Origin of the sequence: Peribacillus sp. TH27 (genome assembly GCF_016650915.1) — a bacterium.
Lineage (GTDB): Bacteria > Bacillota > Bacilli > Bacillales > DSM-1321 > Peribacillus > Peribacillus butanolivorans.
Genome location: NZ_JAEKEV010000002.1, coordinates 2,190,331 through 2,202,067 on the forward strand (window position 1 = coordinate 2,190,331; position 11,737 = coordinate 2,202,067).

General features: G+C 33.2%; 14 protein-coding genes and 1 pseudogene. 2 read left to right on the forward strand and 13 right to left on the reverse strand.

What is annotated here, in order from left to right; all coding sequences use genetic code 11:
* Nucleotides 1–256: 256 nt before the first annotated feature.
* Complete coding sequence (locus JFU24_RS11905) at nt 257–1,687, forward strand: sigma-54 interaction domain-containing protein (protein WP_242485330.1); 1,431 nt, start codon at nt 257–259, stop codon at nt 1,685–1,687.
* A gap of 363 nt (nt 1,688–2,050) precedes the next feature.
* Here JFU24_RS11905 and JFU24_RS11910 read toward each other — a convergent pair.
* The 10 genes and pseudogenes from JFU24_RS11910 to JFU24_RS11955 all read right to left on the reverse strand — a co-directional run.
* Nucleotides 2,051–2,221 (reverse strand): annotated as a pseudogene (locus tag JFU24_RS11910) (lipid II flippase family protein); the annotation flags it as partial.
* 56 nt (nt 2,222–2,277) lie between these two features.
* Entirely contained in the window at nt 2,278–2,802 is a 525-nt protein-coding gene (locus tag JFU24_RS11915) for a GNAT family N-acetyltransferase (RefSeq protein ID WP_201250913.1), read from the reverse strand.
* Nucleotides 2,803–2,959: 157 nt separating this feature from the next.
* Nucleotides 2,960–3,244, reverse strand: a complete 285-nt coding sequence (locus JFU24_RS11920) for a hypothetical protein (RefSeq protein WP_201182570.1) — start codon at nt 3,242–3,244, stop codon at nt 2,960–2,962.
* A gap of 167 nt (nt 3,245–3,411) precedes the next feature.
* Nucleotides 3,412–4,047, reverse strand: coding sequence for a Type 1 glutamine amidotransferase-like domain-containing protein (locus JFU24_RS11925; protein WP_201182578.1), 636 nt, complete (start codon nt 4,045–4,047; stop codon nt 3,412–3,414).
* Nucleotides 4,048–4,229: 182 nt separating this feature from the next.
* Entirely contained in the window at nt 4,230–4,727 is a 498-nt protein-coding gene (locus JFU24_RS11930) for a GrpB family protein (RefSeq protein WP_201182586.1), read from the reverse strand.
* A 703-nt stretch (nt 4,728–5,430) separates the two neighbouring features.
* Nucleotides 5,431–5,871: a CoxG family protein gene (locus JFU24_RS11935; RefSeq protein WP_201182588.1), complete on the reverse strand. Its 441-nt coding sequence runs from the start codon at nt 5,869–5,871 to the stop codon at nt 5,431–5,433.
* A gap of 488 nt (nt 5,872–6,359) precedes the next feature.
* Nucleotides 6,360–6,869, reverse strand: coding sequence for a hypothetical protein (locus JFU24_RS11940; RefSeq protein WP_201249988.1), 510 nt, complete (start codon nt 6,867–6,869; stop codon nt 6,360–6,362).
* A 42-nt stretch (nt 6,870–6,911) separates the two neighbouring features.
* Nucleotides 6,912–7,262: a hypothetical protein gene (locus tag JFU24_RS11945; RefSeq protein WP_201249989.1), complete on the reverse strand. Its 351-nt coding sequence runs from the start codon at nt 7,260–7,262 to the stop codon at nt 6,912–6,914.
* A 270-nt stretch (nt 7,263–7,532) separates the two neighbouring features.
* Nucleotides 7,533–8,087: a GNAT family N-acetyltransferase gene (locus JFU24_RS11950; RefSeq protein WP_201222032.1), complete on the reverse strand. Its 555-nt coding sequence runs from the start codon at nt 8,085–8,087 to the stop codon at nt 7,533–7,535.
* Between the two features lie 202 nt (nt 8,088–8,289).
* Nucleotides 8,290–9,147, reverse strand: coding sequence for a LysR family transcriptional regulator (locus JFU24_RS11955; RefSeq protein WP_201182594.1), 858 nt, complete (start codon nt 9,145–9,147; stop codon nt 8,290–8,292).
* A 110-nt stretch (nt 9,148–9,257) separates the two neighbouring features.
* Between JFU24_RS11955 and JFU24_RS11960 the strand changes: the two genes are divergently transcribed.
* On the forward strand, nt 9,258–10,130 hold the full coding sequence (locus tag JFU24_RS11960) for a DMT family transporter (protein ID WP_201182596.1): 873 nt from the start codon (nt 9,258–9,260) through the stop codon (nt 10,128–10,130).
* 196 nt (nt 10,131–10,326) lie between these two features.
* Here JFU24_RS11960 and JFU24_RS11965 read toward each other — a convergent pair whose 3' ends face one another.
* The 3 genes from JFU24_RS11965 to JFU24_RS11975 form a co-directional block, all read right to left on the reverse strand.
* Complete coding sequence (locus JFU24_RS11965; protein ID WP_201249990.1) at nt 10,327–10,731, reverse strand: hypothetical protein; 405 nt, start codon at nt 10,729–10,731, stop codon at nt 10,327–10,329.
* Nucleotides 10,732–11,017: 286 nt separating this feature from the next.
* Nucleotides 11,018–11,374 (reverse strand): hypothetical protein, encoded by a 357-nt coding sequence (locus JFU24_RS31340; protein ID WP_201183478.1) that lies wholly within the window; start codon nt 11,372–11,374, stop codon nt 11,018–11,020.
* Complete coding sequence (locus JFU24_RS11975; protein WP_201182600.1) at nt 11,375–11,737, reverse strand: alanine--tRNA ligase-related protein; 363 nt, start codon at nt 11,735–11,737, stop codon at nt 11,375–11,377.

Sequence of the window (11,737 nt, forward strand, 5' to 3'; positions counted from 1 at the left end):
AGGATACAGGTATTACTTTTAAATCTCCTCTACCTATTGGCATCATATTTCCTTATATCTGTAGCATGCTTTACTTAACTCTTATGCAAGGATAATGCCAATTCGAAAGCTCTCTATTATTACCGATATTTTACTATTTCCCCCTTCTTTAATGTATAAATATGATTTATAATTGACTCAATTTAACCATAATAGACTCATTTTAGTTATTACAGACTCATTTGACATCTTAAAAGGAGATGAAGGGAGCTAACTCATGCAAAACTTAATGAATAATGAAGAAAAAATTGAAATGAGTACTGAGATATTGAAAAAAATTTTAGATCATTCACCTAATGAGATTTATGTTCTTAACAAAGATGCCTGCATTATTTACGCAAATAAAGCTTATGAAAGGCATTATGGAAAGCAGTTAAGCGAAATAGTTGGAAAACATAATAATGAAATATTCTCCAAAGGATATTGGAAACCTAGTATTTTACCCTTTGTTCTGAAGGACAAGAAATCGGTTACAATAAAGCAAGTTTCATATATTGGAAAGGAAATGATTACAACAGCTATTCCTTTACTCAACGATGAACAGGAAATTGAACTTATTATTACAACAGCACAAGAACCAAACTATAAAGGGTTATACATTTCAGAGGAAAAGGAACCAGAAGAAATAAGTGAAAAGAATTCTTATAAAGAAAACGTAATTACGAACAATGAACAGATGAACAATGTAATGGAAATATGCGATAAGATTTCTATGGTTGATGCAACCATTTTGATTCAAGGGGAGTCTGGTACAGGGAAAGGAGTGTTGGCTAAATACATTCATAATAGAGGACTTCGAAAGAACTCGCCTTTCTTATCAATTAACTGTGCTACCATACCGGAACAATTAATAGAATCAGAACTTTTCGGATACACGGAGGGGTCTTTTACCGGGGCAACCAAAGGCGGAAAAAAAGGACTACTTGAAATGGCAAACGGTGGTACCGTGTTTTTAGATGAAATAGGAGAAATCCCGTTTAATATTCAAGCTAAGCTTTTACAGGTTATTCAAGACCTTGAATTTCTTCCTGTTGGGGGCAGAGAACTAAAGAAAGTGGATATTCGAATTATTTCCGCTACCAATCGAGACTTATTTGAGATGGTGCAGAAAAAACGATTTAGGGAAGATTTATATTATCGACTTAATGTGGTTAATTTACAAATACCGCCATTAAGGGAAAGAAAAGAAGATATCATCCCGCTATCTTACTATTTTCTTTCAGTATTCAATAAAAAGTATCAAGTTAATCGTATTATATCGAAGGAAGTCCTCGATATTTTTTATGACTATCCATGGTCCGGAAATATACGTCAATTAGAGAATTTGGTTGAAAGCTTAGTTGTAACGAGTGATGCTATCATTCAGGTATCTGATTTACCGATCATACTACAACAAAAAAATGCTCGAGTAACCCCAAGTCAAGAGACACCACTTAGTCGAAACAGCACACCCCAAGACCTATCGAGTCAGATGCTCCAAGATTATTCATTAGATAAAGCGTTAGAAGAACTTGAAAGAAACCTGATCGTTAACTCCTATACAAAATTCAGGAATACAAGAAAAGTCGCTAATCAATTATCCATTAGCCAATCAAAAGCGTCACGGTTAGTGCGGAAATACTGCAAAGGTTTAGACTTTTATAAGTGATTTCATTAAAGAAATGAATCATAAATATTAGGGAGCTTAATCATTTGTTTTTTACGGTTTATTGCACGTTCTACGCGGCACTTACTGAATGTAAAAACAGTTTTTATTCCCTTACTTACATTTCCGCAGTGCTGCCTCAGATCTTTTTGAACGGAATAAGATGGCCATGAATCTTCTAGTATCCAGATCATGGTACAGCACACAGATTTAGTAGCCGATAAATACATCAAAGATATTTATTTCATACATTATTATTAAACAGGCTTTGTTAAACATTAATAAAAGAGACCACTTATTGTGGTCTCCTTTATTGCATCCTATTAAACTAACGCACCTGTTGTTCTATAAGAAATCAGATAATTATTAGACAATAAATTTAGTAAACCACGCAATATATCCTGCCCCTGGAATAAAAAATACTTGAGCTAGTAAGGTTCCTAATAAACGAGAAGTAACCATCATAAGAGATAAGCCCTTGAGATTAAGGTAACTTCCCTTTTGATTTATTACGTCATCCGCAAGAATAGATTCTTTGGTATTGTCTTTTTTCGAAGTTACAGAAATTTATTTTCATAGTAGTTCAAGAAGGATTAAACCAATTTATACATAAGAATGTCATCTACATATAAGTCCTCGCTAAACTTTACTTCTTTAATTTTACGTCCTTCCTCTACAAATCCCACACTTTTGTATAAGGCTATTGCCCTCCGATTTGTTGATAAAACTCCTAAACTTACTTTCTCAATTAAAGGGTTTTGTTCTGCCCAGTTTAAAAGTTCTTTAATAAGGAGTTTACCAATACCCATATCTCGATAATCTTTCTTTATCATAGTCGTAAAATAACCAGTATGAGCAAGCCTTTTGGTATTTTTTGACCGAAATACAATCAAACCAATAACTTTTCCTTTAATTTCAGCCACAATTATTGTTTCTCTTTCATTTTCTAAAATTTTCTGTATCCAACTTCTTTGTTGCTCCGTTGTCTCTTCAAATTCTTCTAAAACGGAAATCATAAATTCGTTTTCTGAAACAACTTCCCTTTGAATTTCTAACAAGGCTTCTGCATCATCTAAATTTCCTGTCCTTAGGAAAACTTGGAAATTATTTTTTGTCATCATTATTAGCCCCTTTACCTTACATATTTCAATAATAATTCCACAAATATGGTAGATACTCTCTTTCACTAACCTGCCCCTTTAATTCTATAAGAAAAAGGCTGCCATATCTGACAGCCCACACTCAATGATCTCACCTTTGTTAGTCCATGATAAATCAATTATTCTTGTGCAGTGCTTTCTGGGCCTTTTGTTCATCTTCTTTTTTAACAAAAACATCATATTGAGTAGAATCCATACGATTTGGGAGATTTTCGGAACCTATATTTATTGGAGTTTTAGTTTTGTATGTTATTCCTTCGCTTTTCAGTTTGGAAACCACCTTAAAATAATTCTCATATCCAAATGTAGTATAGATACATTTCCAATACCTATTTGAAATTAGTTGGGTAGTTGCAATAAACACAATCACAAAAACTAGAAATGCAATTATTATATACACCTTTTTAGCTCCTTTTCTTTTCGGATTCTCTTAAAAAAATGTAAATAAATGATATATATTACATTATATTCTTTCCCGTGTGTACTATTTCCTTTTAGAACCATAAGAAAAAGGCTGCCGCAGCAACCCCTATTATTGAAGTAAAGCACCCGTAAGTTCATTAAGAATTAGGAATTTACAATTTCCTTTTTCATATTTTGAAAGGAATAGATATCATTTGCCACTTTAAATAGTTTCCCGTTCTTGGAGAAAATTGCACTTCCATTTGGTATTGCATATACCTTTCGTTCATTTGATAGGGGAATTAATTCTCCATCTATATTATCCTCGTAATGGACCTCAACGCTAAACCCAACTAATCCTAAGCCCTTGATCACTATCGTTTCTGGATAGTCTTTATCTTTTGTTATTATGCAATCATTGCAGAAAGCTAATGAACCCGCACTATATCCAATGATTAAACCTTGAAAGTCTTTGATAATTGGGGTAAGTCCTTTTTCTTCTATTACATGGATTAACCTTTCTGGCTTTCCACCAATAAAATAAAGAACATCATGTTCTTTTATAGACTTTTTCATTTCTTTTTCTGAAAGGTCTTCGTTTAATAATTCAACACTCACATTCTCCATTATTGAAAAGGCTTGTTTGATACTTTCCATCCAGCTTTCATACCTGGAGTTGTCGGTTGCAAAAGGGATTATTAAAATCTTAGCATCAGGTTTAATCATTTTTGAAAGTTCCAGGAACACTTCACCTAATTCGTTATTCAAGTGATTTCCGCCACCTATAAAACAAATTTCCATATGTCTACCCCCATTTATTTACAAGCTATTCTTAAAATATTCTACGTAAAAAAGGACAATACCTTTATATGTCACTGCTCTTCAGCTACCTGCCCCGTTAGTTCATTAAGAAAAAGGTTGCCGCAGCAACCTCCCTTTTTGAAGTAAAGCACCCGTTAGTTGAAGATGAAAAAAGCAATTTATCACAGATTATTAAATTCAGGAGTCTTCATTAATCTTTGGAAAAATTCGTTTTTGGCTTCCCTGTATTCATCCATATTTTTGCCTTCATACTTCCTCTTTAGCTCATCATATTCCATCCTGTAAGCATCACTTCGTAATAAAACATCTCGGAACTTCCAAAAATAATCATATTCAGAATCAATGACACTTAATTGTACTCCTAAAGGAGGAATTTTTGTATCGTCTTTAAATGACCTGAAGAATGAAGTTTTTACACTGCCATCATTAAGTTCATATAATTGTGAAAGTGCTTGTACGGCTTTAGAGAAGTGTTCAGGAATAACACGCACTTGTATATCTAAATCACCCTTTGTAAGGCAATTAGGTATAGCTGTACTTCCTATGTGCTGGATATCAGCTTCTTCCAGAAGTTCTTTAATTATTTTTTTATGCACTAAGAAAGCTTTCTCCACATTTTCATAAGACTGACTATTATCTAAGAAATTTACTTGTTCCATATGTCTCTCTCTCTCCCTTAATAAATTCTTTATAGTTAACTTTACCATTCTTCAGCTAAACTGCCCTGTTAGTTCAACAAGGAAGTATCTATACGAAAATTGTAAAAGGGAAAAATATATAATAGTCATCTACATTATGAACTAAAAGATACCAAATGACATATGAAACAACACAGATTACAATGGAAATACCTATTAAAATGAATATATTCATTTCTTTTCTAAGAAGTTTAAAAGATATCACCAACCCAAATAGTAAAAGTAAAATTGCTCAAAATAATACATATAACCCAACTGAAAAGGAAGAAATAAAACTTAAAAAATAAACAAACACAGCTCCCAAATAGAACCAAAAAGAAAGCTTCATTTCTTTTCAACCTCCCTTCTGAATTACACAAATTATACATCTTGTTTTACCATAAATTACAAACCTTTTTTAAATTAACCTGCCCCAATAGTTGCATAAAGAAAGAGCTGCCTTAAAGACAGCTCTGATCCTAAGCTAAAGCACCTGTTAGTTCATTAAGAAAAGCGATTCTGGAATATTGAAAAAAAGAGGCCATCCTTTTTGGACAGCCCCCTTTCCGCTAATTATAAAATTTCTAGTAGAGCTCGATATCATTATTTTGGTCACTTCAGAATGTTACCATCTATACTTCAGAGAAGGTATCTCCAAAATGAATTGGCTTTCAATCTTTGAAAACTATGAGAATACTGCAATTTTACGTGCGATAGATTCTGTTAAACGAGATGCTACTTTTGGAACAGCCCATTTAATAATTGGTGTTAACACCGCACCAGATAATCCGCCTGCATGGATTTCCACCTTACAAGTCATTATTGTTTTACCATTAACATCTTCTGCAGTAAAGTGACCGCTTCCTGTAAAATTATCTGATAAACCTTTTAGTTCAAACTTAATATTTGAAGGTTCATTCCATTCGGTAATATCTACCTGCGCTTGTATTGTTTTTTTAATACCTTTCACACTACCTTCAAATGTCCAAATAGATTGCTTGTCATTTATGATTTCATGTTCTTTATAGGCTGGTACTGTCGTTGCCCATTTTTCGAGATCACTGACATAATCCCAAACTGCTTGTACATCTACTGGAACTTCTACAGTATGCGTTCCCGTTGCCATTATGATCCCCACCTTCACTATGTATGAATTGTAACTTTACATTTCTACAAAATAATTATTACATAAAAAGCATAAACTTACATCACTAATTATACATAGCTTTCCTTCTTCCAATCCCCCAATTATTTGTAGAATCAAAATTCTCCAATCCTCCACAATCCGGCCCTTTAATGGAATAACAGGACTGACGTTTTTAAACGACTTTAATGTCACTTAACAGTATCCCTTATGGAACTATCCTGCCCCTTTAGTTCCATAAGAAAAAGCTGCCTTAAAGACAGCTCCGATCTTAAGCTAACGCACCCTTTAGCTGAAGTAGTTTTTTTCATAAAGTCAGTTATATTTTAACATATTTTCCTATTCCAGTTTAAAGATTCATAAAAGACGAATCTTTTAGTAGGATTCGCCTTGATTACGGAAGAAACTTTTAGATAGACACCTTCCGTTAGATGAAATTTAGCTTGCTAGATATTCAACAATAATTTCTATCATTCCTCATCAAAATTTACATCAAATAGATAATCAGACAATTCAGTACCTTCGAAGCTTTCTTGTGTGATATTTCCTTGATCATCTCTTTCTTCTGCCGTTTTCTTCATTGCAAATGTTGAAATATAATAACCTTCAACTGGTAACTGCTCATCATCTAATAATTGTATTTCTCCATTTGATACGACATGAGTTCGATTTTCTACTGCATAATTGATAAGTTCCCCTGTACTTTGTATAACATAGGAAGAAAAGTCACCCTTAGCATGAGTAATATCTTTAATATCAAGCACATTAAGATTTTCAAAAAAATGTTCAGCATCAATTAATCGATTGTATTGGAGCCATGTTTCAAGCTGACTATTCATAACTTGATACCTATTCTTATCAATATCATATCGAATTTGATAGAGATTATAGCTATTGCCATTTTGACCAAGTAGTTGCCAGCTTAAGTCTGTAATTCTTCCATCTTCAGTATAGTCTACTTCAAATTCCTCAAGCCTCAAACTGTTGTTCTCTAGATTTAAATCTTGCTTAACCAGTTCATATTATTCTTGAAAGTTCATCGTATATACTGAACCAAGTTCATGCTCAATGAATATTGGGCGACTTTCCCATTCATCCATTGCATATGGTATGGTCCCTTGGACGAATATAAATGCAAGAAAACCAAAGACCGCAGCTATTCGTTTAACCTGTACATTTAACTTAGGTCGAAAAAATATCAGATACACTACAAACCCAAGTGGAAGTGAAATTTGATTGAAATTAAAGGCAAATGAACCTAATATAAAATATCCAATTATTTTTAACGGAAAATAAGATTCTTTATCGTCATTTTTCCACACTAAAAATAAAAAACTAACAATTAATATCACTGTGTAAACAATAGATGCCATTTTTAAGTCCCCCTATCTGGTAGGAAATCGCCTTGATTGTATATCCAGAATCACCCAATAAATATGGGTATTTTAACTTTATTATAGTTATCCGAAAAGACATTAAGACTATTACTTAATAACTAGACAAATTCCAAAAAAGAATGGCTTTATCATAACCAGGATTATCCTTATTAAATTAACCTGCCCCTTTAGTTCCGTAAGAAAAAGGTTGCCGCAGCAACCTCTCATATTGAAGTAAAGCACCCGTTAGCTATATAACATCTGTGATTAATTCGTAAAATAAGCCATTAAGATTAAGTCATAGTATGTTTCATTATCAATCTTTATAGCTTTCAATTTACGGCCTTCCTCAACAAACCCAAAATTTTCGTATAAACAAATTGCATTCGTATTATCAGCAAATACTTCAAGGCAAACTTTTTCAATTAAAGGGTTGTCTTTTGCCCAATCCAACAATACAGTTAGCAATGCTTTACCAACTCCTTGATTTCTATATTCGTTGGCAACACTCATTCCAAAGGCACCTTGATGTAGAATTCGCTTTTTATGACCATTATGAAAATCTAAAAAACCTATTATTTCTTCTTGATATTCAGCTATAATTGCTAACTTCCCATTGTCATCAACTATATGTTTTAAAAATTGTTTTTCTTGATCATAAGATACTTTGAATTCAGTCTCGGTAGTAAGTAAATAAGGGGCTTCACTAATAATAGCCTTATTAAATCTTAGCACCTTCTCCGCGTCTTCGGGTAAAGCTGTTCTCAATAAAAATGATTCACCGTTCTTTTTTATGAAATGCTTTGGTTGAAACTGTCCCATAGAAACCACCTTCATATTTATTTCTTATATAATTTCTACAATTTACAGGTAATACCTCTTAAACTAAACTGCCCCTTAAGTTCTACAAGAGAAATGCACAAAAAAAGAACCCCTTTGCAATAAAGAAGTCCTTTTTCATTCAATTTCAGTTGCAAATTGAACCAATTCAGGGTGATCTGCCATGGCTCGCATCGCTTTTTCTCTATCCTTTCGCTACAATAAAGTCAATGAAATATCGACTTGTAATCGGTAAAATACTTTTCTCTTTATAAGCTATACTAATAGTCCGCATTACTTGTGGTTCAATCGATTTTGTCACAATATTATATTGTAAACGTTCTAATATTAATGAAGGCAAAATTGAAAGACCTAGTCCCTGCTCAATCATTGACATAATGGCATAATCATCTTGTACACGATATTCGATTTTCGGTTCAAATTGGTGTCGATGAAATACATTAAGAGGTTCACTAACAGCTCCTTCATCTAATAAGATATAAGGCTCCTCTAATAATTCCTGTAATAGTACTTTATCACGCATTTCCAAATGATGATTTGGTGGTAAACACGCAAGCATTTCATCTTGTTGAATAGGAATCATTTCGAGTTGTGTCACTGCATCTGGATTCACAAAGCCAAAATCTACTACCCCTTCTTTAATTAAATTTTCAATATCCGTATAATCACCTAAATGAATTTCAAATCGGACATTAGGATACAGTATTTTAAATTCCTTCATCCATTGTGGTAACCAGTGACATGCCACACTCGAAAATGTTCCAATTCGAATAGTCCCTCGTTCTAACCCTTGCATTTCCTTTTTCTTTTCATGTAATTCTCTAATTGCATTACAAATACTTCTAATAAACGGTAAATATTGCTCTCCATCTGGTGTCAGTGTTACTCCTGTCCGTGAACGAATGATAAGCTGCGTTTCCAAGTCAGCTTCTACTGTATGAACAAGCTGACTGACAGCTGATTGCGTATAACCAAGTTGTTTTGCTGCACTTGTAAAACTACCCGTTTCAAGTACCGCAAGAAGTGCGAAATATGCATTCATGTTAATCACCTCTATATTAGTAAATCTAATAGTTTTATTAAAAACATTCGTTTCCCTAATAACAAAAGGGATGCTACGATTATATCACTTATATAGAGAGGGAGATTAACATGACACAAAAACAAGCTAATATTCTATTAGTCTTCGTTACAATGGGATGGGGCTCATCTTATATATTTACGAAGTTCAGTATAGGTGAAGTGCAGCCATTTATGCTTGTTGCATTTCGATTTATTATTGCATTCATTGTAATGGCTCTATTGTTTTTTCAAAAAATACGTCACGTGCATCGGCAAACGATCCAAGCGAGTGCGATTTTAGGTACTATATTATGTGGTGTGTTTGCTACATTCGGCTTTGCAATGCAAACTACCAGTGCCTCAACAGCTGGCTTTTTAATTACGACAACTGTTATTTTTGTTCCTTTGATTATGGTTGTAATTAAAAGGAAATTACCAGTACGCAAAGTTATGTTGGGCACTCTAATTACGTTCACAGGACTCACTTTGCTTTCATTGAAAGATTCATTCACTTTTGAAATCGGGATAATTTATTGTTTATTAACAGCCCTATTATATGCCATCCATATTGTAGCAAATAATTATTTTGCACGAACTGTTGATGCCTTTCAGCTTGGAATTTTTCAGCTTGGGTTTACGGGGATACTGGGGCTAATTGCATCATTACTTTTTGAGCCATTTTCATGGCCAATAGGTGCTGTTAGTTGGGCAGCCATTGTCAGTTTAGCAATCATTTGCTCTGCTTTTGGATTTGTCGTTCAATCAATAGCGCAAAACTACACAACACCTGAAAATACTGGCTTTATCTTTTCCTTAGAACCAATTACCGCTGCAATTTTTGCCTTTCTATTCCTTGGTGAAAAGATGGTCATGCAAGAATATATTGGTGCAACGATAATTTTAATCGGTATTTTTGTTGCCAATCATACTCCGAAGAAAAGGATAGAATATGGTATGAATTGAACGTCGTAAATATATAAAAGATAGTTGAATACGGTTAGTAAACTTATTCTGTGCTAAAAATAAAGTAACCTTCAATCAGATTTTTTAGAATGAAGAATCGCACCTGTTAGTTGAACAAGAACCTTGCTATCCATTATTCAGGAGCTTAAGTTCAAACAGACTATCTTCCTTTTAAATGCAAAAAATAATCAATAAGTTACTCCTTATTATTTAACGAAAAGTTTTCAACCTTTCCATTCCACGTCACTTCTATATCGATAACATCAGTTTTTGACGTAGAAAATTCACCCGTTTCAGTTTTATGTGTTTTGTATACACCAGTACTATTCAATTCAATTTCGCCCATACCCCAAGCATAATTAGGAGTATTAATCTTAAATTCAAGGTTTTCAACAGATTTATAATCTTTTCCTTTGAACTGTAATTCAAACTTTTTAGTTTCTTTATCGTTATCAGTTTTTACTACATTAAGTTTTGCCGACCAATTTTCACTATCTCCCTTAAAATTCAAATTTTCTGATGATTGTTGGCAAGCCACTAATAATAGCAATAATATTAAATTAAGGGCATAAAGGCTTTTCTTTTTAATAGTAATCCCCACTTTTAATTTTTCTTTATTGTACCAAAGATAGAAAAATTAACATCTTAAATTGACTACTCAAGTCTTATACTACAGTCCTGCTACTTTAGCATAAGAAAAGAGCTGATTATCACAGCTCTTTAAAGAACGAACGCACCTGTTAATTGCATAACAAACTGCAGCTGCAAATTGGAACATGAAAATAATAATCAATATTGATGCTACCGTTTATTGAACTATTCCCGTATAAATTTTCTACTGTCCAATTGATTATCCCCTCATTGCTAAAAAGAAGGGATAGTAGAACTTAATCCAGTAGTTGAATTTTAATCCTTTTTTTCATGGGACCTTTATTTTGAATTTTCATAATGGAGAAGTCTTTAATTTCAGTTGTGTTGTTGACGTGGGTTCCGCCACATGCTTGCGCATCAATATCATTTATTTGAACAATTCGAATTTCGTTAAGAGAAGCTGGAAGTAAATTAATTACCGTCTTAATAGTCCCTTCTTTTTGCTCGGCTTCATCTCTACTTAATATTTTCGTGTAAACATTATGGGGTTGTGCCAGTAACTTCTTTATTGATTGTTCTAATTGATCAAATGGTATTTCTTGTATTATTCCAGGAGAAAAAGACAGCTCTAATCTCGCATGTTCTTTTTCAATTTAACTACTTGTAGCTAAAGCATTGTAATGTTGATATAAATAACCTGAAATGACATGCAATAATGTGTGGTACTGCATATTCTGAAACCGCCAAGACCAGTCAATCTGCATCTCTACTGTTTGATTAATGTGCTGTAATGGACGTTCAAGTTCATGAATAATTTCTCCATCTATTTTTTTTACTGTTAAAATATTATAGGTTTTATCACCTTGTTTAATAATCCCTCGGTCACAAGGCTGTCCACCGCCACCTGGATAAAAAATCGTTTGATTAAACACAACAAATTGTTCTTTTATTGAAACAATATTCGCCGTACATTCTTTTAAATAACTATTCTCTGCGTATAACTCTATCGTTGCCAT

Coding starts and splice junctions, on each gene's coding strand:
- JFU24_RS11930 (WP_201182586.1), bottom strand. CDS start 4,727: ATGGAACAAGTAAATTTCTTAGATAATAGTCAGTCTTATGAAAATGTG.
- JFU24_RS11960 (WP_201182596.1), top strand. CDS start 9,258: ATGACACAAAAACAAGCTAATATTCTATTAGTCTTCGTTACAATGGGA.
- JFU24_RS11955 (WP_201182594.1), bottom strand. CDS start 9,147: ATGAATGCATATTTCGCACTTCTTGCGGTACTTGAAACGGGTAGTTTT.
- JFU24_RS11925 (WP_201182578.1), bottom strand. CDS start 4,047: ATGGAAATTTGTTTTATAGGTGGCGGAAATCACTTGAATAACGAATTA.
- JFU24_RS11905 (WP_242485330.1), top strand. CDS start 257: ATGCAAAACTTAATGAATAATGAAGAAAAAATTGAAATGAGTACTGAG.
- JFU24_RS11915 (WP_201250913.1), bottom strand. CDS start 2,802: ATGACAAAAAATAATTTCCAAGTTTTCCTAAGGACAGGAAATTTAGAT.
- JFU24_RS11935 (WP_201182588.1), bottom strand. CDS start 5,871: ATGGCAACGGGAACGCATACTGTAGAAGTTCCAGTAGATGTACAAGCA.
- JFU24_RS11950 (WP_201222032.1), bottom strand. CDS start 8,087: ATGGGACAGTTTCAACCAAAGCATTTCATAAAAAAGAACGGTGAATCA.
- JFU24_RS11975 (WP_201182600.1), bottom strand. CDS start 11,737: ATGGCAACGATAGAGTTATACGCAGAGAATAGTTATTTAAAAGAATGT.
- JFU24_RS11945 (WP_201249989.1), bottom strand. CDS start 7,262: ATGGCATCTATTGTTTACACAGTGATATTAATTGTTAGTTTTTTATTT.